Origin of the sequence: Kitasatospora sp. NPDC058406 (assembly GCF_042722765.1) — a bacterium.
GTDB lineage: Bacteria > Actinomycetota > Actinomycetes > Streptomycetales > Streptomycetaceae > Kitasatospora.
The window spans coordinates 1-20,761 of the sequence record NZ_JBHXKE010000179.1 but is presented as its reverse complement, the minus strand read 5'-3'; the positions used below and the strand labels follow the sequence as shown (position 1 = coordinate 20,761).

17 protein-coding genes and 1 pseudogene are annotated in these 20,761 nt (G+C 71.9%); 10 read left to right on the top strand and 8 right to left on the bottom strand.

Annotation, left to right across the window (positions count from 1 at the left end):
• The first annotated feature begins 119 nt into the window (after positions 1-119).
• The 3 genes from ACFWOG_RS28910 (at position 120) to ACFWOG_RS28900 (ending at position 3,951) form a co-directional block, all read left to right on the top strand.
• Positions 120-1,493, top strand: a complete 1,374-nt coding sequence (locus ACFWOG_RS28910) for an NAD(P)/FAD-dependent oxidoreductase (protein WP_380361706.1) — start codon at positions 120-122, stop codon at positions 1,491-1,493.
• Positions 1,494-1,645: 152 nt separating this feature from the next.
• A complete protein-coding gene (locus ACFWOG_RS28905) occupies positions 1,646-2,776 on the top strand; it encodes an FAD-dependent oxidoreductase (protein WP_380361704.1) in 1,131 nt (376 codons plus the stop codon).
• Positions 2,777-3,669: 893 nt separating this feature from the next.
• Positions 3,670-3,951 (top strand): MerR family transcriptional regulator, encoded by a 282-nt coding sequence (locus tag ACFWOG_RS28900; protein WP_329879503.1) that lies wholly within the window; start codon positions 3,670-3,672, stop codon positions 3,949-3,951.
• Between the two features lie 133 nt (positions 3,952-4,084).
• Here ACFWOG_RS28900 and ACFWOG_RS28895 read toward each other — a convergent pair whose 3' ends face one another.
• The 6 genes and pseudogenes from ACFWOG_RS28895 to ACFWOG_RS28870 form a co-directional block, all read right to left on the bottom strand.
• Complete coding sequence (locus ACFWOG_RS28895; RefSeq protein ID WP_380361702.1) at positions 4,085-4,915, bottom strand: aminoglycoside adenylyltransferase domain-containing protein; 831 nt, start codon at positions 4,913-4,915, stop codon at positions 4,085-4,087.
• A 197-nt stretch (positions 4,916-5,112) separates the two neighbouring features.
• On the bottom strand, positions 5,113-5,637 hold the full coding sequence (locus ACFWOG_RS28890; RefSeq protein ID WP_380361700.1) for a GNAT family N-acetyltransferase: 525 nt from the start codon (positions 5,635-5,637) through the stop codon (positions 5,113-5,115).
• Between the two features lie 201 nt (positions 5,638-5,838).
• Positions 5,839-7,077: a helix-turn-helix domain-containing protein gene (locus tag ACFWOG_RS28885; RefSeq protein ID WP_380361698.1), complete on the bottom strand. Its 1,239-nt coding sequence runs from the start codon at positions 7,075-7,077 to the stop codon at positions 5,839-5,841.
• A 690-nt stretch (positions 7,078-7,767) separates the two neighbouring features.
• The gene (locus tag ACFWOG_RS28880) at positions 7,768-8,334 is read right to left on the bottom strand and encodes a GNAT family N-acetyltransferase (RefSeq protein ID WP_329880988.1); all 567 of its coding nucleotides are present in this window, start codon (positions 8,332-8,334) and stop codon (positions 7,768-7,770) included.
• A gap of 20 nt (positions 8,335-8,354) precedes the next feature.
• Positions 8,355-9,455, bottom strand: coding sequence for a hypothetical protein (locus tag ACFWOG_RS28875; RefSeq protein WP_355406989.1), 1,101 nt, complete (start codon positions 9,453-9,455; stop codon positions 8,355-8,357).
• Positions 9,456-9,680, bottom strand: a pseudogene (locus ACFWOG_RS28870) (helix-turn-helix domain-containing protein); the annotation flags it as partial.
• A 304-nt stretch (positions 9,681-9,984) separates the two neighbouring features.
• Between ACFWOG_RS28870 and ACFWOG_RS28865 the strand changes: the two are divergent.
• The 4 genes from ACFWOG_RS28865 to ACFWOG_RS28850 all read left to right on the top strand — a co-directional run bounded on the left by ACFWOG_RS28865 (position 9,985) and on the right by ACFWOG_RS28850 (position 15,410).
• Positions 9,985-10,524: an ATP-binding protein gene (locus tag ACFWOG_RS28865; protein WP_380361695.1), complete on the top strand. Its 540-nt coding sequence runs from the start codon at positions 9,985-9,987 to the stop codon at positions 10,522-10,524.
• A 496-nt stretch (positions 10,525-11,020) separates the two neighbouring features.
• Positions 11,021-12,019, top strand: coding sequence for a hypothetical protein (locus tag ACFWOG_RS28860; protein ID WP_380361693.1), 999 nt, complete (start codon positions 11,021-11,023; stop codon positions 12,017-12,019).
• Between the two features lie 77 nt (positions 12,020-12,096).
• The gene (locus tag ACFWOG_RS28855; RefSeq protein WP_380361691.1) at positions 12,097-13,347 is read left to right on the top strand and encodes a hypothetical protein; all 1,251 of its coding nucleotides are present in this window, start codon (positions 12,097-12,099) and stop codon (positions 13,345-13,347) included.
• Positions 13,348-14,987: 1,640 nt separating this feature from the next.
• Complete coding sequence (locus ACFWOG_RS28850) at positions 14,988-15,410, top strand: ATP-binding protein (RefSeq protein ID WP_380361689.1); 423 nt, start codon at positions 14,988-14,990, stop codon at positions 15,408-15,410.
• 446 nt (positions 15,411-15,856) lie between these two features.
• Here the strand turns inward: ACFWOG_RS28850 and ACFWOG_RS28845 are convergent, their stop codons facing one another.
• Positions 15,857-16,174 carry a hypothetical protein gene (locus ACFWOG_RS28845; protein WP_329881382.1) on the bottom strand — a complete coding sequence of 106 codons (318 nt, stop codon included), beginning with the start codon at positions 16,172-16,174 and terminating at the stop codon, positions 15,857-15,859.
• Between the two features lie 371 nt (positions 16,175-16,545).
• The gene (locus ACFWOG_RS28840) at positions 16,546-17,043 is read right to left on the bottom strand and encodes an RICIN domain-containing protein (RefSeq protein ID WP_380361686.1); all 498 of its coding nucleotides are present in this window, start codon (positions 17,041-17,043) and stop codon (positions 16,546-16,548) included.
• A 447-nt stretch (positions 17,044-17,490) separates the two neighbouring features.
• Between ACFWOG_RS28840 and ACFWOG_RS28835 the strand changes: the two genes are divergently transcribed.
• The 3 genes from ACFWOG_RS28835 to ACFWOG_RS28825 all read left to right on the top strand — a co-directional run.
• On the top strand, positions 17,491-18,246 hold the full coding sequence (locus tag ACFWOG_RS28835) for a (5-formylfuran-3-yl)methyl phosphate synthase (RefSeq protein WP_380361684.1): 756 nt from the start codon (positions 17,491-17,493) through the stop codon (positions 18,244-18,246).
• A gap of 8 nt (positions 18,247-18,254) precedes the next feature.
• Positions 18,255-19,652 carry an aldehyde dehydrogenase family protein gene (locus ACFWOG_RS28830; RefSeq protein WP_380361682.1) on the top strand — a complete coding sequence of 466 codons (1,398 nt, stop codon included), beginning with the start codon at positions 18,255-18,257 and terminating at the stop codon, positions 19,650-19,652.
• A partial coding sequence (locus tag ACFWOG_RS28825) for an NAD(P)-dependent alcohol dehydrogenase (protein WP_380361680.1) occupies positions 19,652-20,761 on the top strand: 1,110 nt, incomplete at its 3' end. The genes ACFWOG_RS28830 and ACFWOG_RS28825, both read left to right, overlap by 1 nt.

The window sequence follows — 20,761 nt, the reverse complement described above, 5'->3', positions numbered from 1 at the left end:
CACCCGCCCCGTCACCCCCCCCCGCGGCCGGCACGCGGGCCCGGGGGGGAGGGCCGGTCGTCGAACGGAGATCATCAAGCAGTAAGATCGTTTCGCAACACGACGCGAAGGGAAGCTCTGTGGCGCGGGTTGCGGTGATCGGTGGAGGCATCGGCGGGCTGGGGACGGCGCTGATGCTGGGGCGGCGGGGCCATGCGGTCACCGTGTTCGAGCAGGACGCGCGGCAGGCCGGAGAGGATCTGGACCGCGACTTCTTCCACTGGGCCAGGCCCCGCATACCGCAGGCCGTCCAGCCCCACTCGCTCCTCGCACCCGTCCGCGCCGTGCTGCGTACCGAGGCCCCCGACGTCTACGCGGACCTGCTGGCGCGCGGGGCCCGGGAGTACCACGAGTTCGACTGGTTCGGCGAGCATCCGCCGCATCGCGACGGCGACGAGGACCTGGTGACCCTGCGCACCCGGCGCATCGTGCTGGAGGCCGCCCTGACCGCGGCCGTGCAGCGGGAACGCACCGTCGACGTGCGGCGGGGCTGCCGGGTGAGCGCCCTCACCGTCGAGGAGGGCCGTCCCGCCCGGGTCACCGGCGTGCGGGTGGGCGCGGAAGCGCACGGGGCCGACCTCGTCGTCGACGCGTCCGGCCGTCGCTCGCCGGTGCCCGCCTGGCTGGTCGAGGCCGGCTGCCGTCCGCCCGTGGTCGACAGCCACCGCACCGGGATCGCCTACCTGTGCCGCTGGTACCGCCTGCGGGCGGACGGCCCGCGCCACCCCGGGCGGGTGGCCAACGGTTCGGCCGCACCGTTCGCGCTCGCCGGTGTCTTCCCGTCCGACAACGACACCTTCGCGGTGAACCTGGTGCTCTCCTCGGGCGATCCGACCCGCGGCGCGCTCACCGACCCCGCCGTGTTCGAGGCCGCCGCCCGCCGCTTCCCCGCCACCGCCGCCTGGCTCGACCTGGACCCCGAACCGCAGTCGGCCGTCCTGGCGATGGCCGGCCTGGACAACCGCTGGACGTCCCTCAGCGACGACGACGGACCCGTCGTCACCGGTCTGGTCAACGCCGGGGACAGCCTCGTCCACACCAACCCCACCCTGGGCCACGGTGCGGCCCTCTGCCTGCGCGCCGCCCAGTACCTCGCCACCCATGTCGACCGGATCGCCGAGGACCCCGCCGACTACCACGCCTGGACGAGGCAGGTCCTGCGCCCGTGGTTCGACGACCAGGTGGCGGCCGACCGCGTCAACGAGCAACGCCTCGCCGAGAACGCGCCGCCCCCGGACCGGCGGGCCGCCGCGGTGGCCGCCTGCGCCTTCGACGATCCCGTCGTCATGAGGGCCCGGGCCCAGGTACGCCATCTCCTGCGACCGGCCGGCGACGCCTACGGCACCGACGAGGTGGACCGGCACGTCACCGCCTGGCTGGACGCGAACCCGGACTTCTCGCCGAAGCACGACGGTCCGACCCGGCGCCAGTGGGACGCGGTCGTCGCGGGCTGAGGGCGTCCTGGCGGGTGCGCGGTGACGGTCGGATGACGGAGGGCTGTCGGTCGGGTGTGGGCCGGCTGCCGGTCGCCTGAGGGCGAGGTCTGCGAAGTTTCCGGAGACGGCCGCCGGAAGCCACCGGGCGGCTCGAACCCGAGGAGCCAATCATGGACACCCACGTCACGATCATCGGCGCCGGACTCGGCGGACTCACGCTCGCCCGCGTCCTGCACGTTCACGGCATCCCGGCCACGGTCTACGAGGCCGAGGTCTCCCCGACGGCGCGCACGCAGGGCGGGATGCTCGACATCCACGACTACAACGGGCAGCTCGCCCTCGACGCCGCCGGCCTGATGGACGAGTTCCGCGCCGTCGTCCTGGAGGGCCGCCAGGCGATGCGGATCCTCGACCGGGACGGCGCCGTCCTGCTCGACAAGGCCGACGACGGCACGGGCGGACGCCCCGAGGTGCAGCGCGCCGACCTGCGGCAGGTCCTGCTCGACTCGCTGCCCGACGGCACCGTCCGGTGGGGGCACAAGGTCACCGCCGCCCGTGCTCTCGGCGAGGGCCGCCACGAGGTGGCGTTCGGTGACGGCAGCACGATCGTCACGAGCCTGCTGGTCGGCGCGGACGGCGCGTGGTCGCGGGTGCGGCCACTGCTCTCCGACGTCACGCCCGAGTACACGGGCACGTCGTTCGTGGAGACCTACCTGTTCGACGCGGAGACCCGGCATCCGGCCGCGGCGCGAGCGGTCGGCGGCGGGTCGATGATGGCACCCTCGCCGGGCGCGGAGATCTTCGCCCACCGGGAGAGCGGCGAAACCCTGCACACCTACGTGAACTTGACGAGGAGTCAGGAATGGTTCAAGGAGGTTGACTTCACCGATCCGGCCGCAGCCGCCGCGCGGATCGCGGGGGAGTTCGACGGGTGGGCGCCGGAGCTCACGGCCCTGATCACCGACGGGGACACCGCGCCGGTCCTGCGTCCCCTCTACGCCCTGCCCGTCGGGCACGAATGGGACCGGGTGCCGGGGGTGACCCTGATCGGGGACGCCGCGCACCTGGTGGCCCCGAACGGCGAAGGCGCCAACCTGGCGATGCTCGACGGCGCCGAGCTCGGCAAGGCCCTCGCCGCGCACCCCGGCGACGTCGAGGCCGCGCTCACCGAGTACGAGCGCGCCATGTTCCCGCGCAGCGCCGAGTTCGCCGAATTCGTGTACCTCGACCCCGACGGGATCGACTTCGGCGACAAGGCGGCCCCCGGCCCGGCCGGCACGATCGCGGGGGAGGGCCACTGAGTCGGGAGCCGGCAGCGGAGGTGGTCGGCGCCCGGGTGGGCGCCGACCCGGCCCGGCGGTACCTGTCTCCCCGGCTCCGAAAAATCTGAGCGCGCCGCAGTAGACATTGCCTGGGGGCGGGTCTAGCGTTTCTCTCGTAGGCAGCAGTCGGCGGTACCGGCCGGTCAGTTCCGGCCGGGGTCGTCGAGCGCAAGTCCGCAGTGCGGTACGGCAGTGGAGCCCCGAAGCCAGGCAGGTGCAGGACGGTGACGGGACTGGCCGCCGGACCGGGTGGCCCGCAGGTGTCAGGGGCCGCCGAGTACGCGCAGTACGCGGTTCCGTAGGTGCAGTACCAGCAGTCACACAACGGACACGACCTCGGCAAAGGCGTCAGGACTGCGGGCGCGCGTGCCGAGGAGTCCGGGCAGTGGGGTTCCAAGCCACGAAGGCGCACGACGGGCGACGGGGCTGGCTGCCGGACCAGGTGGGCCCTCACGGCCACCGACCGGAAGATGCAGTTCAGAAGACGCAGTACCCCGCAGTAGCGCACTACCCGCAGTACCGCAGTACGGAAGCGACAGGTCAGTACCGAGGATGAAATGGAGGGCGCAAGCGCCATCAGGATCGCCCGGCCCGTGAACACTCGTCCGGGCGGACACCGCAGACCCCAAGGCAAGGACGGTGGTTTCCGGTCACGCATACGCGATCCCCGCACATCCCCCCAGGGGCCGTGCGGAAGCAGAGGACCGGCCCAGGCCGGTAGATGGTGTTGTTTCCCCTTCGGGGCCCCGGAGCCGCCACGGCGCCGGGGCCCCTCGACGCGTTCTCCCGAGAACCAGAGAGGTGCAGTGACTACAACGACCGGCCCCGGCACGCCCGACAAACTCGACGACGACGACTACCCCGCCTACACCATGGGCCGCGCCGCCGAGATGACCGGCACCACGCCCGGATTCCTGCGCGCCCTGGGCGAGCACCGCCTCATCACCCCGCTCCGTTCCGACGGCGGCCACCGCCGCTACTCCCGCTACCAACTGCGCATCGCCATGCGTGCCCGCGACCTCGTCGACCAGGGCACCCCCGTCGAAGCCGCCTGTCGCATCGTCATCCTCGAAGACCAACTCGAAGAAGCCCTGCGCCTCAACGAACAGCTCCGCCGTTCCCAGCCCGGTCAGGAGCCCCCCGCGGGTAGTTGACCCACCGGCGCCCGGACTTCACGGCGCGGCCCGGCCGCCCGGCCGGCGTGACGCCCGTTCACCGGCGGCCGGGCGGCGCACGTCCCGCGCCCGGCCGCCCGGGGGCGCCGGGCGGCAGGCGGCGGGCTCGGTGTCAGGGCGAGTCGCCGGTCGGGGCGATGACCGGGGTGGGGGCCGGGGTGGCCGTCGCCTCAAGTCGTTCGCGGACCCAGGTCAGGAAGGCCCGTACGTCGGCCGCGGGCAGCGTGGCGGTGGCCGGACGGGGCTGTTCGAAGCTGCGCAGCGCGCTCTCGATCAGCGGCCGGAAGCCGGGCTCGGCGGCGGCTGTCGTGCGGGCCGCCTCCCGCTTGGCCTTCCACCGGCCGGTGCGGCGGTACACCAGCGCGCGGCAGCCGTTGAGCACCCGGTTGTCCGCGAGGTGGCCCTCGCCGTCGGCGTGTTCGCGCACGCAGGCGCGCAGGGCGGCGGACACGTCGGCCGGGTCGGGTTCCGCGATCACCTGGCACGCCGCCTCGCCCCACAGGGTGATTCCGGCCCGGTGGGCGATCGAGCGGTCGATGACGAACCAGAACGCGGGTGCGCCGGAGGTGTCGTGATCGGCCCGGTCCGGTAGCAGCGGGCCGGTGTTGAGGTTCAACAGAAACCCGGGAGCGCCCGAGGGATGGGCGGCGAAGTCCGCCCCGTACACCACCAGTTCGAGCCCGGCCGCCGGACAGGGAAGCCGGGGGTGGGCGAGCTCCCCGGCCAGCTCGCGCAGGGTCGGCGCCGGCAGGTCCGGCTCGACGACGACCACCACGTCCACGTCGCTGCGGCCGTGCCGGTAGTCCCCGAGCGCCACCGACCCGACCACGAGCACGCTCACCAGGTGCGGCCCGCACACGGACCGGGTGCGGCGGACGAGTTCCGCCAGGTAGGTGCGCAGTTCGGCGGGGATCGACCGCCGGTCCTCGGCATCGTGGGTCATGGGCCCAGTCTGCCCGGACGAGCTGTCACCCGGGGGACCGGCTGCGCCGTTTTGCCAGTAATCCACTGTGTCTGGTACTCAACGCAAAACTCGGTGAACGTTCTGACGAAGGGCGACCCGAATTTCACCAGTACACAAGTTCCCTCTGACGTTCGTCCAGCCGGAGGCGCCTCCCCTGATTTCGGCCCTGTGGGGGACTACGTGAGTACGGCCAGTTCCTGCAGCATGACGGCGTACAACGGCGCATCCTCGAAGGGGCGGTGCTCGCCGACCTTGGCGTACCCCCAGCTCTCGTACATCGCTTGGACCCGGGGGTGGGTGGTGTCGACGTAGAGCACCGCGAGGGCCTCGGAGCGTTCGGCGACGAGGGCGGCGTGGACGGCTTGGGCGATTCCTTGTTTCCGCCATGACGGGCGCACCATCACCTCGGAGACCGCGAACGTTCGGGCCGGATCGGGTGCCGGGTCGAGATGAGGGCGCCACCACTCGGAGCCGTCTGTCAGGGGTGCGCCGTAGGCGAAGCCGACCGGAGTGTCGCCTTCGTATGCGACGACGCAGGAGTAGCCGGACCGCGTGGTCCAGTGATCGACGAACCAGTCGAATCGTTGAACGAAGGGATCGTCCGCCTGTTCCCGATAGGCATCGGAGTGGACCTCAAGCAGTACCTGGCGGTGTTCCTCAGGCAGGTTGTCGCCGTGGAAGTGGCGGAGGTCTATGGTCATCGCGAGCCTTCCGGGGTGCGAAGGTAGTCGGTCCACTCTCGCGTAACTGGGGAGTCTGGCGCCAGGGTGAAGAGTTCTCGGTGGCGTTGATGTCGATCCCGCCATCATGTTCGATCGTCAACCCGGCAGGGTGGGCCCCCGGGTCTGCCACCGTGGCCAGCGCGGCGACGGCGTTGCTGCCAGGCGAACAGCGCCGCCAACTCAGAATCCAGTCGGGATACCTACTGTCTCCGCGAGCTCCAAGGTCTCCTCGCGCATTGACCGTGGAGCCCGACGCCAGAGTTCGGCAGCCACCGTACGGGCCTGAGGGGTGAACTGGACAGTCTCCCGGGAAACCTTCAACGCCCTACCCATGACGTGCAGCGCAGCAGTGCGATCTCCCCTGTCCAGGTGTGCACGAGCAGCATCGACCCACAGCCGAGTACGTCGCTCGGTCGAAGGAATCGCATGGGGATCGATTGCGTCCGTCAGGTTCAACGCCTTGCCCGAGCTGCGTAGTTCGGTATTGATGCTGATGGCGTGCAGGTCCGTGTTGGCCCGTCCGAACACGGTGGAGAGCTCCGCGTACCCAGCCGGCAGCGACTTCGCGACCTGGTCGGCCGTGTCCCAGAGCCGCCACGCCTGCCCCTCGCGACCATCTTTGGCCTCGGTGATCGAGGCGTGGAGGTGCAGGGCACCGTAGAGTCCCCGCCAGTGCAGCGGCGCCTCGGGCAGGTGCGGGCGCAGGCGTTCGATGGCCGTGGTGGTCAGCATCATTGCGCCCTCATGCTCACCGACCGCCCGGAGCGTGTTGGCCAGGTTCCACGCGGCCGCGCCCATGGCTGCGGGGTCGTCGGCATCGGCTGCTGCCGCCATGGCCCGATCGCCCAGCATCCACACGGCCTCGGCCGGCCCGATGTAGGCGATCACCTGCTGTGCAAGGCGGTACGAAGCAGCGAGCGCGCTGAGAACGCGCCGACGTTCCTCGCCTGCGCTGTGGGCCGCGAGCGCCTCACCCAAACGGATGAGGTCAGGAACGATCAGACCGACATCGGTCCGGTTGTTCGCTGCCCGGTGCCAGAGCTTCCACCCGGCATCCACATCGGCGCCATAGCTTCTCGCGGTCGCGCCTTCCGGAATCTGTGCCGGCCCGCAGGTCCCGCGTTCCAGCAGGACCGCCCACACGGCTGCCGACGCCGGGTGGTACAGCCGTCCGGTACTGATCGGCTGGGGTGAGGATGCGGGCCCGGTGAGAACCGAGAGGTCGTCGATGCGCAGCGACAACGCGATCCTCTGCAGCGCGGCATGGGAATTGAGGGGGCGCTGGTTCTGTTCGATCTTCTTCAACCAGGCGGTACTCCGGCCGACCAGACCGGCGAGGACGGCTTGGGTCATGCCGCGGCGCTCGCGCTGAAACTTGATGCGCTCGCCTACGGTCAGTTCGTCGGATTGCTCGGACATACGCCTCTCCCTGGCTGCTTGCGGCCTCCGGGACGCTGACCGATCCCGTGGCCCCACAACACACCGTAGAGCGGGCAGAACCTGCTGCACAGACGTTCACCCGGACGTGGTGGGGGGCAGCCAGGCGAGGGGGCGGGTTGGGTCCTCTCACGTGATGCCGTCACTGTGCGGTCCTCTTATGTCACCCTCCACAGTGCATGCCTCCCCGCGTCGGGGCGGCGAGATCAGCTACGACCCGCTGAGTGGTGAGATCCGGATACCGCTGGACCTGGCCCGGCCCCGGCGTCCCTCGGCGACGCGATACTCGTACGCCCCCGGCGCCCGAGCCTGCGCCGCCCCACTCCGGCCGCGTAGCACCTACCGACTCCCGGGGTGTGCAGCCTCCCACGGTGCTGCACACCCCGGGCTCCAACCCCCTCCCCGGACGCCCTTCGGGAAGGGGACGCGGAAGAGCAGCGAGGCCCCTCACCGATCACGCCTGAGCTCACCGCGCGGACCGCGCCCGGAACGCCTCCCCGGGAACTCAGCATCCACTCGGCCTCGGCCCCATCAGAACGTCGACGCCGGTGACGGTCTCGCAGGCCCGCCCGATCTCGTCCTGATCGAGTTGAGCCAGAGCAAAACGAGCAGTGGCCAGCGCCCAGCTTTGCCGTTTCGATCGTCATCCCGGGAGAGTAGCTCCAGGGCCTGTCACCGCAGCAACGCGGTGACAGGCAGGACCATGGCGTTGTACACCGGGGAGTCCGGAGCGTGCTTGATCTGCCCGATGATCTTGTACCCCCAACGCAGGTACGCGTCGTGCGCCGGCTGGTTGGTAGGGATGCACGTCAACGTCGTCCACTGCTGCCCCCGACCGATCACAGCCTCGTCGTGAAGCCGCCGACCAACACCCTTGTTGGTGTGGATCGGCAGCACCATCAACTCGCGCAACCAGAAGACGTCCCCGGCCTGCGAAGCCTTCAGGACGTCGTCCGGCCGCTGCTCGCCGACGGACAGCCACCAGGTGCGGTCCTCGGGCAGGGTGACACCGTGCAGGTACCCGATCAGCACGCCGCCGTCCCGGGCCGTGACACACTCGAACCCTGGCATCTCCATGGCACCGAGCAACCGTTCCTGAAAGGCCTCCGGCGTGAAGAACGGATCCCCCTGGTAGGGCGGCACGTCATAGACCTGGGCGTACACCGCGATCAGATCCGGAAGCAGCTTGGCGGTGCCGGCTGCGGTGTGCCGTTCAAGGTGAAGGTCGGTCAGTGACACGGGGGCTCCTCGCTGGTTGGTCAGGCCGCACAGGCGGTGATGCGTTCCACCGTCTCACGGGCCCGCGGCTCGTCCTCGTAGGACCGCAGACCACCGGCGACAGCGAGCAGGACCCGTTTGTTCCGGGCGGATGCCATGCCGTTGCCGATCATCCGAACGGATTGGTCGGCCGCCTCAACGGAGTGATCCAGATCGCCGGCTGACAGGGCGGCGCTCGACAGCCGAACCAGGCACATACCGCGGTTGCGGTCGTGCGCGGTGTCCTGCATCTGAGCGGAACGGTCCAGCAGGCCAACGGCCGGTCCGTGTTGGCCAAGGTCGCTGCGGCACATCCCCTCAAGGCACGTCAGTTCTGCCTCGTTCAGGAAGAGCGTCCACTGCGGGTCCCGATCCGTGGAGCCTTTCTCGAACGCCCGCCAAGCCCGCGTGATTGCCTCGTTGGCGCTGGCGACGTCTCCGAGGCGGGCATACCCCTGAGCTTCGCGGACAGCCAGCAGGGAGTGCACCCGGGCCGGCGCCCACCGTCCCGCGTGGCGGGCAGCGAGCTGGGCATATCGAACGGCGTCCCGTGCCTTCCCGCCAAGGTCAACGGCCTGACGGGACATGTTCGCCAGCGTCCGTACCGTGAGGGCGTCATCACCGGACAGCAAAGCCGTGTTGAGGGCCTGCGACCAGAACACTGACGCCCGTTCCTGGAGCTCGGCGTCGTAGCAGTACCAGCCCAGCGACGTGGTGAGGGAGCCGGCAATGCCGTGCAATTCCGCACCGATCTGGTCGGTGTACTGGGCCCGGTCCAGCAGGTCGTGCACCACATGAAGCGTGTGCTGAGCTGAACGCCAGAGCAGGTTTCCACCAAAGCGCTGGTCAAGGGCATCGAGGTTGCCGAGCGTCTCTCGCAGTTCCTCGACCTGGTCGTCACCGACCCGGACAGTTCCAGCAGGACTGGCGGCAGCAGAGGAGGCCAGCCACGGCAGCCGACTGAGGACGGCGGCCGTGCCGGCGGCAGACAGAAGGTCTCGTCGGTTCACAGGCGGGATGATGGCTCCTTCACTGGGTCGCGCGCCAGAGGCCGTTGGCCGGAATTCGACCGGAAGAGCGAATCCAAGCTCGTCGTACGCCATGCCGAAGGTCTCGCAGAGCGCTCGCAGCGCATCCGGCCGGGGCAGAGGCGGATCGGCCTGTTCCCACCGTCGCCACGATCGCTCCGATACCTCGAAGGAGTCCCGGCCGATCAGCCGCTTCCCGGTTTCAGATACCTCGCGGACTGCTCGCTCTTGCGTCCACCGGCGTTGCCTGCGCGCTTCGTACAGGCGGTCATTGCGCCCTCGCCGTACGGGGGTACTCATGGCGCGTTCTTACGCATTGTCACCTTCCAAACATAGAACGTGAATCGGCCGACTGGCCGCCACTCTGACCGAATTGGGCGCAACCGGCCACTCAGTGGCCGGTCGAGTGGCCTTCTCCCCGTTGGGGCCCGCTGCTGAGATGGGGGCCCTGCTACGGAACGGCTTCCGGCATCGTCACGTGTTTCGTTCCGTAGCAGGGCCCCAGCACCTCCAATCGGTAACGTCGCCACCGGAGGAAGTCATGCACCAGCCCAACCCTCCCCGGTTGGCCAACCCCGCCAGCCGAGTCCGCGTTCTGCCTGCTGTGCTCAGCAGCGCCCGTACAGCCCGGCAGGCCACTGCTCAGGCGGTCAACGAACTCGGCCTGGTCCTCGACGAGGGCCAACTGGACGACGTCAAGCTGCTTACCTCCGAGCTGGTCAGCAATGCCGTCAACCACGGCAGCTCCGACGGTGGTGAGTTGCGCGTTGTCTGGACGGCCGTTCCCGGCGCGTTGAAGGTCGCCGTGACCGACCGGAGCAGCACCCCGCCCTGCCTCCGGGCGGCCACCGAGGACGACGAGAGCGGCCGCGGCCTCGCCCTCGTCCGTACCTTGGCCGACCGCTTCGGCTGGCACTCCGAACCCGGCGGCGGCAAGACCGTGTGGTTCACGCTGGTGCTGAACCAGACCGCCGTCAGCCGGCCGCTGACCACCGGGGTGCCCTTGCCCACCGCCGCGGTGACGACCGCCGTTCTGCGGGCCCATGGTCTGATCGGCCAGGCCCGGCCCCGGCCGTCCCTCGGCGACGCGATACCCGTACGGCCCCGGCACCCGAGCTCGCGCCGCCCCACTCCGGTCGCGTAGCACCCACCGACTCCCGGGGTGTGCAGCCTCCCACGGTGCTGCACGCCCCGGGCTCCGACCCCCTTCCCGGACGCCCTCCGGGAAGGGGACGCGGAAGAGCAGCGGGTCCCCCCACCGATCACGCCTGAGCTCACCGCGCGGACCGCGCCCGGAACGCCTCCCCGGGAACGCGGCCCGGACCGCGCCGGCCTCGCTGTCCGGCGCCGGCACCGGCCCGTGGAACACCAGGGCCGATGCCGCTGGTGGGACCCCTCTCGTGCGGGGGGGTCCCACCATCACTCCCAGCGTCCACGACCACGAACGGCTCACCGTGACCATCGGCATCCAGCCCCGCAACGGCCCGACACCGCTCCACCCCGGACCGCGTCCGCCTCGCGCCCTCCGACCGGCAATCCCGCACTCACCGTCCGTCTTCGGCACCCCGTGTCCCAGGTGCAACGACCACCTGATCCTTGACCGGACCGGCCAGCAGACGCTGGAGATGATCGCCGGCGGCATGACCGACGACGAGATCACCGAACGGAACGGCTGGAGCCCGGGGCAAGTGCAGTGGCACGTCCGCGGCATCCTCGAACGCCTGGAATCCCGTAGCCGGGTCCAGGCTGTCGACATCGGATACCGTGCCGGGCTGCTCCCGCCCCTGTCGAATCCGCCCAGCCTGAACCGACCGCTGGACCCGCTGGAGTTCTACGCGTTCGTCTCCTCCACCCGAGGCAACCCCCGGCGCGTCACGACGCGGCTGCTCGGCGTCGGTACCGAGGCCGTCAAGTCCGCCCTTCAGAGGGTCCACAAGCGGCTCGGGCTGACCGACGGCAAACGCTACGGCCCACGCGCCGTCTACCTCCTCCACAACGCGAAGCTGCTGCCCGACTCCCATCCGTGTCTGTGCCAGCCCCTCGAACCACTTCCCTCGCCTGGCGAACTCGCACGCCTCAGGCGGGAGTTCGACGCAGCGCTGATAGGTGGGCAGGGCACACCCTGCCCCCGGTGCGGTGTTCAGGTGAAGCTCAACATGACCGACTACCGGGCCCTCGTCCTGATGGCCCGGGGTCTGAGGAATCCCGAGATCGCCGAGATCCTCAAGACGGGCAGCCGGTTCGTCGCGTTCCGCATCAAGAGGCTCCGAAAGGTACTGGAAGTCGCCGCCCGCCGCCCGATCAACAGGGCCGGGGCCGTCGACTTCGGTTGGCGAGCAGGGATCCTGCCCGTGCCGGCCAACCTGCCCGCACCCCCGCCGGTGATCGAGGACCGCGCTCTGACGGTCATGCGGCTGATCGCCCAGGGCTCCACCACGCTCCAGGCCGCAGAAGCCATCGGGGTCGTTCAGGAGACCGTTGCGAGGGCGCTGCGGCGCACCTACGAACAGGTCGGAGTCACCGGCTTCTGTCAGTCGGTCGAGGCCGTCTACCGGCTCCACGGCCTGGGCGTACTGCCCGACGGACACCCCTGCGGCTGCACGCCTTCGCCCGGCGCTGCCCCGACCGCGGGGACCTGATGACGCCCCCCACCGCGGGCGCCTGCCGTCCCGGTCCCACCCGCCGCTCCCACCCGAGCCCCACCAAGGAGGTCCCGGTGCTCCTGCCCCCGTCCCTCAGCGCCCTGCTCGGCCCGTTCACCCCGGCCGCCGTCCCCGACACGGCTGACCTCCTGGACGCCACCTGGCAGGTCGACGCGGCAATCGACCACGTCCTCAAGCTCCTCGACCCCGACCCGGCCGGCCTCGCCGACGGCTCCTTCACCGGACCGACCGGCACCACGCTCATGCTCGCCGCCCCCGACCGCCACACCCCCGGCCTCTACCTCCGGCTCCCGGACGGCGGCACCACCCCCACGACGACGGCCCCGGTCGCCACCGTCGCCCTGCCCCTGGCCGGTACCCTCCACCTCGCCGCCTACCGTCACCGCGTCGACGCCGTTCGCGGGCGACCGCAGTACCTGCGCACGCTCGACCCCGGCCAACTCGCCGTCATCCACACCGGCGCCACCACGTCCCTGACCGGCAGCGCCGACAGTGCACAGCTCATCGTCGCGCACCAGCCGCCGGCACACCGCGGATCCCTGCCGCTCACGGTGGCCGACTGCCGGCGGGCCGGCGAGCACGCCCGGGCCTGCCTCACGACACCACCCGAACAACACGACTCGTACCTCCGCACCCAAGGGCACTGGCTCGGCGACATCCCCGCCCTGCACCCCACCGACCTGGACAGGTTCCACCACCAGAGCGCCCCCGCGCTCACCCGGCTGGCAGCCGACCGGCCCCTGATGAACCGGCTCGTCGAAACCCTCCGCTTCGACCCGGAGCGGTTCGAAGCCAGCCGCACCACCCCCCTGACGGACCGCCTGGTCCTCCACGCCGCCGAACAGCGCGGCTTCGAGATCCGGCTGAACACCTCGTTCCGCCCGGACAACCAGCGCGTACCGCACGACCACGCCCACCCGCTCACCACACGCGTCCTGACCGGCGGGTACGTGCAGCACGTCTACCGTCGCACCGACCGGGGAACCGGCCCCTTCACCTCCCGGGACCTGGCCCCCGCCGTCACCACCACCGAGCTGCCCGGCAGCACCTACAGCCTCGCTCCCGCCCTGGTCCACCAGGCGGTGATGCTGCCCGGCAGCACCACGCTGCAGCTGCGCGGTCCCCGCACCCGCACCGCGACCGCCGCGAGCGACCTCGTCCTGTCGCCGATCCACCGGCCGGCCCCCGACGACGGCGAACCCCTCCTGCACTCCCGCCCTCTCACGGACGCCGAGCACGAGACCCTGCGCGAACACCTGGTAGGTCAGGGCCTGCTGTCTGGTCGGCCTCGCGCTCACCTTTGACCAGGCCGAGGAGGGCCGGCAGACGCTCGCGGCCCTCCCTGGCGAGCACCGCCGGCAGATCGTCCGAGGTGCTCATGCCGCCGGGCCGCATCTCGATACCCGTGGCAGGTACCACGGCACGGCCGGGGCCGGCGGGCCGAACCCGACCCGGAAGACGGCGTCGTGGATGTCATCAGACTCAGCGACGGCGCCCACCGAAGCCGGCGCCGTGATCACCCACACCAGTTTGCCGGCCTCGGCAGGCCTTGGGTGGCGTGCGTGGTGTGGGCCGTACTGAGGGTCGGGTCGGTGGTCGGCGGCGCAGGTGCGGGGGGCTGGTTCGCGGGCGTGTGGGGCGCCGCGCGGTGGGCTTCGACGTGCTCGTGCGTCCTGTGCTGGTCCTGGCTGCCCATGAGGGTCCGTTCTGTGCGGTGGTTGATCGTCGAGAGGGATGGAGTTCCCACTTCCGGGGCACTCATGCGGCCGGTCACCCGCATGGCCGTAGAGCGCCATGCGTCGGGGGCGCGTGACCCCTACGGACACGCCCCCGAACCACGTGGCTCGTAGCGGGCGACGTCGTGGCGCGCCTCTCCCGCCCCGGCACGTCCGGCCCCCGGGTGCGGAGGAAGTGTCCGGGCAGGTCAGCGATCGGTCGGAACGGGTCCGGGTAGCCCGTTCGGGTGGCGGTGAGGTTCGGCGGGCCGACGGGGCGGGCAGATCCCTCGACATGACGACATCTTCGACGAGGCGCCCGCGCCGCCGCCCGGCCGCCCGCGCCGTCCCCTCCACCGCTGCGCCCGCCCGCGTCCACGTGCCGCAGGCCTCGGCCCGGCCACGCGGAGCGGGCGGGTGCTGCCGGACGTGGTCCAGCGAGCACCTCGTGCGGGGCGGGGCGGTCGTGCGCACGACCTGGCACGAGCCCGCCTGCGCGACCTCGGATCGGGCGTGACCGCTCCGGCCCTTGGGACACCCGGTTCGGGCCCGGCGGCACGGTGGTGCGCCGCGACCTCCACCTCGGCCGGGAGTGGTCCGCCCGGCCTGTCGGGCGCTCGCCGACACCGGCACCGCGCTGCGCCCCGCCTCCTGGCCGGGCATCCGCTCCCTCACCCCCTCCACCTGTGCCACTGCCCTGCGCACCGGTGACGACGCCGATCGGGCGGAACCGTAGGTCCGCCGCCGGGCACTGACCGCCCTCGCCTCCGCCGGGACCGAACTCACCCGGCCGAACTCACCCGGACCGGGGAGGCGGTACGAGCCGACCACGCCTGCGAACCGCGGCGGCCGGTGGTGCTCCGTGCGCGTCTGCGGCAACCGCACCAAGGCCCGACCGGCCCCGGCCCCTGCCCCCGCACCCGGAACGTGACCGGACGCCGGTCCGGGGCCGGTCGGGCGGCCGACCCGTCCGCCGCCCCTCCGGGCGGCTTCGGCACGGGAGCGGCCACAGCCGCGTGGTGAAGGCCGCCGCTCGCGTCGGCCCTGACGACGGCGACGGTGACGAGTCGGCGTCCATTCTCCGCCACGTTCGCGTGCGTCACGTCTCCCGTCCGTGCGGGCACTCGGGGTCTGTCGGCCGGGCCTGCGTCCGACACCCGTCCGGGCGTGCTTCGGTGAAACGGGGGCAGCCGACCCCGCAAGGCAACCGAGGCAGAGGGAGCAGCACCATGAGCGGACAGGAGCCCGCGATGCGGGCGCTCGGCTGGGCCAGGGCACTGCCCGTCTCCGGAGGCGTGCGGGTGGGCCGGATCTGGGCCCGGCGGCACCTCGACGAACTGGGCTGGACGGAACGCGCCCCCGAGACGGCCGATGCCGTCGTCCTCACGATCTCCGAACTCATCACCAACTCCCACGTACACGCCCGCAGCGACGCGGAGCTGGTGCTGACGTGGGACGGCAGTTGCCTGTACGTCAGTGTCCACGACGCGTCCAGCCAGGAGCCGCGCCCGCGCGAGGCCGGGCAGGACGCCGTCTCGGGCCGCGGTATGGCCCTGATCGACGCCCTCGCCGACACGTGGCAGACCCGGCCCGACGAGCGCGGCAAGACGGTCACCGCCTGCTTCCACCCGCCCGGACAACCGGGGCACTGACCCCGGCCGCCGACCGGTGCTGCCCCTGAGCCGCCCCTTAGGACGGCGCTCTGCGGGCCGCGCGGGCCACTTCTCGAAAGGGAGTCGGATGAAGACGAGCAGACTGGTCGCCGGAGTGATGGCCGCGGCGACGACGGGGATCCTCACGGCGGCACTGCACGCTGTGGCGGTTCAGGCGCGGAACAGACTGGAGCGCATGCTTCTTGACCAGGCGGAAGGCTTACGGGCCCGGTCGGGCGTGCCGCTCCGGCCCGGCCGCCGCCGTCCTCGACGCGCGGGGGTCGGGCACCGCGCACCTGCGGGCGGGTTCGGCGGTCGGCCGGTCGGGTAGGGTCCGCCCGCCAGTGCTCCCGGACCGCCCCGGGCCGGTCCGCGTCGCACGTACCCGGGGCGCACCCGGAGGGCACCAGGACGCGGCCCGCCTCGGGGCCGCGGACTCCGGTGCGTCACGCCATGGTGATTCCGGTCGTCACCGGATCTCCGAGCGGGGCTTCGTCGGCCGGCAGGCCGACCCTGCGGAGCGCATCCGCCGCGAGGTCCCGCGCCTCGGCCTCCGCCGCGCCGGAATCGGCGGCCTCGACCTCCAGCCGCAGGCTGAAGGCCGACGAGTCCGGGTAGAGGGTGAGGAGGTCCAGGTCCTCGGCCGCCCCCAGGTCCGTCTCGCGCGGATCGGACGCGCGCAGCGCACGGACCAGCTCCGCGCGGGTCTCGGGGGTCGGCTCGGTGAGGAAGGTGCCGGGAACGGTCACGACGTAGATGGTCATGCGACACGGATGCCCCGAAACGGCGGAGGAAACCCACCCTTCACACGCGGTGCCGCATTCGGCCCAAGACGCTCTGCCGGGCACGCGACCTGCGGGGCGACCACGTCCTCATCCGTGCCGGGAAAGGCGAGGTCCGCAGTGGGCGAGCAGCCAGGGAGTGCTGTGGAGTGCGTCGATGACGGTGGTGCCGGCGGGCGAAGCCCGGTCGGACGCCCTGTCGGTCAAGGTTGGAGGCCGGCACGCGCGCGGAGAGCGCGGCGACGGTCATTCCCTGGGCGTAGACGGGGTTGAAACAGCAGCTTGAATCGCCGATGGCGACCAGGTTGTCCGGCAGACCGCCGGAGATCACGGCCTGGGCGAGGAGTGCGACGCTACCGCCAAGCCTGTGTGGGGGAGCGGTTGCAGTCCCATTGGGTGACGACAACGCCGTTCTGCTGGGAGCCGCCCCTGATTTCCAGGCACCGGCGCGAGTTCAGATTCCCGAGATTTCCGGTCTGCCAGTCCCAGAACCACTTCTGGGTGTCTGAGCCGTTGCAGTCCCACTGATTGGCGCCGGCGCCGTTCGCCTTGGAGTCACCCCGAATCTCCAGGCACTTGCCCGAGTTCGCGTTGACAATGGTGCCCCATCCGCTCGGGTTGGAGCTATACCACTTTTGAGTGGCCGAGCCGTTGCACTCCCACTGGTTGGCGCTGGCGCCGTTCTCGGTGGAGTCGCCCCAAATCTCCAAACACAGACCCGAGTTGCCATTCCTCCAAGTGAAGGGCCCTGCCGAGGTCGCGGCACTGGCGGACGGTGCGCTTGCAACGACCATGATCATGATTGCTCCGGCTGCCAGTGCCGTCGTTCCCTTGCTGATGCGAAGATCCACAGTTCTCCCCAGTTCTCCCCAGGCCGGTGGTGGCCCAAAGCTTCCCCCCTGGGGCTCGGCTGAACGGTTCGGTTGCAAAGTGGCTCGAAAACATGACCGCCGCCCGGCGTTTGTCTTGAACGGATTTCACCGGAAGCCGGTTCCGGGAATGGGGTCGCGGCGTCGGGATCTCGGCCCGCGCGGCCGGTCGAGCAGTGGCGTCGGCGAGGGCTTGGAGGGCTGGTCGGTGGGGTGGGCCGACGGGGACTGCTCGACCGTGTCGAACGTGTGTGTACGGCGCACGGTGGTGCGGGGCGCGCCGGGGCGGTGATCCGCTCGGGTTTCGCGCGCCCTACCGACGGCTGCGCGCCGCAGTGATGATGAACGGACTGTCAGACCGCGAGTGATCCGAATGGCCCGCGTCCCTGCCCTCCGGCAGGTGCGCGGGCGATGGAATGGAGTCCCACGGTGTTGCTTCTCATCTCCCCGGACAGCGTCGAGGAGGCCCTCGACTGTGCCAAGGCGGCGGAGTACCTCGACATCGTCGACGTCAAGAAGCCCGACGAGGGCTCGCTCGGCGCCAACTACCCGTGGGTCATCCGGGAGATCCGCGACGCCGTGCCGGCGGACAAGCCGGTGTCCGCCACCGTGGGGGACGTGCCCTACAAGCCCGGCACGGTGGCCCAGGCGGCCCTCGGCGCGGCGGTCTCTGGAGCCACGTACATCAAGGTCGGCCTCTACGGCTGCACCACGCCCGCCCAGGCCGTCGAGGTCATGCGCGGGGTCGTCCGAGCCGTGAAGGACTACCGGCCGGACGCGCTCGTCGTCGCCTCGGGCTACGCCGACGCGCACCGGATCGGCTGCGTCAACCCGCTGGCCCTGCCCGACATCGCCCACCGCTCCGGTGCCGACGCGGCCATGCTCGACACCGCGATCAAGGACGGGACGCGGCTCTTCGACCACGTTCCGCCCGACGTCTGCGCGGAGTTCGTCCGGCTGGCCCACCAGGCCGAGCTGCTCGCCGCGCTCGCCGGAAGCGTCAAGGCGGTGGACCTCGGTGAGCTGACCCGCATCGGCACCGACATCGTCGGCGTCCGCGGGGCGGTGTGCGAGGGCGGCGACCGCGACGCCGGGAGGATCCGGCCGCAGCTGGTGGCCGCCTTCCGGGCCGAGATGGACCGGTACGCCCGGGAGCACGCCGTCGCCGTCGCCGCCGCGGGCTGACCGGCGGCATGCCGACCGACGAGGCCGTGCCCTCCACGGGTGACCGGCGCTTCGCCGTCCTCGACCCGGCCACGGGCGAGGCGTTCGACGAGGCCCCCGACCAGCGGCCGGAGGAGGTGGACGCCGCCGTCGACCGGGCCCATCGGGCCTGGCGCGGCTGGCGGGCCGACCCCGCCGCCCGCACCGCCGCGCTGCTCGCGGCGGCCGACGCGGTGGAGTCGGCCGGGCCCGAGCTCGCCCCGCTCCTCACCCGCGAACAGGGCAAGCCCCTGGCCGAGTCGTCCGCGGAGGTCGCCCGTACGGTGGCCCGGCTGCGCTACTTCGCCGAGCTGGACCCGCGGTCCCGGCCGATCACGGACGGCCGGCCGGTGCGCAGCGAGGTCCGCTGGCGACCGCTCGGGCCGGTCGCCGCGATCGTCCCGTGGAACTTCCCGCTCCAGCTGGCGTCGGCGAAGATCGCGCCCGCCCTCGCCGCGGGCAACACCATGGTGCTCAAACCCTCCCCGTTCACCCCGCTCGCCACCAGGCTGCTGGGGGAGGTCCTGTCCACCGCGCTCCCGGCGGACGTGCTGACGGTCGTCACCGGCCGCGAACCCCTCGGCGCCCGTCTCGCCTCCCATCCGGGCATCCGGCACGTGACCTTCACCGGCTCGGTCCCCACCGGGCGGGACGTCGCGAGGGGCGCGGCGGCCTCACTGGCCCGGGTCACCCTGGAGCTGGGCGGCAACGACGCCGCGATCCTGCTGGACGACGTGGACGTGGAACGGATCGCGGACCGGCTGTTCTGGGCGGCGTTCCGCAACTGCGGACAGGTCTGCATGGCGGTCAAGCGCGTGTACGCCCCGGTCCGGCTCCACGCGCAGGTGGTCGAGGCCCTCGCCCAGCGGGCGAAGGCCGTCGCCGTCGGAGCCGGGACCGACCCGCGCACGCAGCTGGGTCCGGTCAACAACGCGCCCCAGCTGGCCCGGGTCGAGCGCTACACGGCCCGGGCTCTGGCGGACGGCGCCCGCGCCGCGGCCGGCGGCCGGCGACTGGACCGGCCCGGCTACTTCTTCGCGCCGACGATCCTGACCGATGTCCCGCCCGACAGTCCGGTGGTGACGGAGGAGCAGTTCGGACCGGTCCTGCCGGTCCTGCCGTACGGGAGCCTGGACGAGGCCGTCGAGGCGGCCAACGGCACCGGGTACGGGCTGGGCGGCTCGGTGTGGGGGACCGACCTGGACCGGGCCGAGGCGGTGGCCGACCGGCTGGAGTGCGGGACGGCGTGGATCAACCACCACGCGGAGCTGTCCCTCGCGCAGCCCTTCGCGGGCGCCAAGGAGAGCGGCGTGGGCGTCGCGGGCGGGCCGTGGGGGCTCTACGGGAACCTCAGGCCGTTCGTCCTGCACCGTCCGGAGGAGGCGTGATGAGGTTCGACGCCGCGGTGCTGCGCGGGTACGGGGGCCGGTTCGCCGTCGAGGAGGTCGTCCTGGACGGAGGCCCGGCGGACGGCGAGGTCCTCGTCAGGATCGCGGGCTGCGGGATGTGCCGGACGGATCTCGCGGTCCGGCGTTCGGCCGGTCGCTCACTGCTTCCCGCCGTCCTCGGCCACGAGGGGGCCGGGGTCGTGGCGGAGACCGGTGGCCCGGACACCGGCCTGAGTGTCGGCGACCACGTCGTCCTGAGCTTCGACTCGTGCGGGCACTGCCGGAGCTGCAAGGGCGGGGCCCCCGCCTACTGCGACTCCTTCGCCTCGCTCAACCTCTTCGGAGGGCGCGAGGAGAAGGCGGCGCGGTTCACCGACGCGGCCGGGCGCCGGCTGGCCCCCCGCTGGTTCGGCCAGTCCTCGTTCGCCGAGTACGCGATGGTCCCGGCCCGCAACGCCGTCCGGGTCGATCCGCTGCTGCCCGTCGAACTGCTCGGACCGCTCGGCTGCGGCTTCCTCACCGGTGCGGGAGCCGTGCTGAACTCCTTCCGGGCCGGCCCGGGCGACACCCTCGTCGTCCTCGGCGCCGGCGCGGTGGGCCTGGCCGCGGTGATGGCGGCGACCGCCGCGGGGGCGGTGACCGTGGCCGTCGACCGGCATCGCGAACGGCTGGCCCTCGCCGAGCGGTTCGGCGCGTTCCCGCTGCGCACCGCCTCGGCCGGCCTGTCGGGCCCGGCGGACCCGGCGGACCTGCCGGACCGCATCCGGCGGCTGACCGACGGCGGCGCGCAGTTCGCGCTGGACACCACGGCGTCGGCTCCGCTGATCAACGACGCGCTCCGGTCCCTGCGCCCGAACGGCCACCTCGGGCTGGTGGCACGGCTCCACACCCCGTTGCCCCTGGAGCCGGGGACCCTGGACAGGGGCCGGCGGATCTCCCACATCTGCGAAGGGGACGCGGTGCCGGGGCTGCTGATCCCGCGGCTGACCGGGCTGTGGCAGGCCGGTCGGTTCCCCTTCGACCAGCTGATCCGTACGTACCCGCTCGCCGCCGTCAACGAGGCCGAACGCGACTGCGAGGCGGGGCGGGTGGTCAAACCCGTCCTGGTG

What these genes read in the sequence shown, in the direction of transcription:
- ACFWOG_RS28905 (WP_380361704.1), top strand. Translation starts at nt 1,646, where the DNA reads ATGGACACCCACGTCACGATCATCGGCGCCGGACTCGGCGGACTCACG.
- ACFWOG_RS28900 (WP_329879503.1), top strand. Translation starts at nt 3,670, where the DNA reads ATGGGCCGCGCCGCCGAGATGACCGGCACCACGCCCGGATTCCTGCGC.
- ACFWOG_RS28895 (WP_380361702.1), bottom strand. Translation starts at nt 4,915, where the DNA reads ATGACCCACGATGCCGAGGACCGGCGGTCGATCCCCGCCGAACTGCGC.
- ACFWOG_RS28890 (WP_380361700.1), bottom strand. Translation starts at nt 5,637, where the DNA reads ATGACCATAGACCTCCGCCACTTCCACGGCGACAACCTGCCTGAGGAA.
- ACFWOG_RS28885 (WP_380361698.1), bottom strand. Translation starts at nt 7,077, where the DNA reads ATGTCCGAGCAATCCGACGAACTGACCGTAGGCGAGCGCATCAAGTTT.
- ACFWOG_RS28875 (WP_355406989.1), bottom strand. Translation starts at nt 9,455, where the DNA reads ATGGCGTACGACGAGCTTGGATTCGCTCTTCCGGTCGAATTCCGGCCA.
- ACFWOG_RS28860 (WP_380361693.1), top strand. Translation starts at nt 11,021, where the DNA reads ATGACCGACGACGAGATCACCGAACGGAACGGCTGGAGCCCGGGGCAA.
- ACFWOG_RS28850 (WP_380361689.1), top strand. Translation starts at nt 14,988, where the DNA reads ATGAGCGGACAGGAGCCCGCGATGCGGGCGCTCGGCTGGGCCAGGGCA.
- ACFWOG_RS28845 (WP_329881382.1), bottom strand. Translation starts at nt 16,174, where the DNA reads ATGACCATCTACGTCGTGACCGTTCCCGGCACCTTCCTCACCGAGCCG.
- ACFWOG_RS28830 (WP_380361682.1), top strand. Translation starts at nt 18,255, where the DNA reads ATGCCGACCGACGAGGCCGTGCCCTCCACGGGTGACCGGCGCTTCGCC.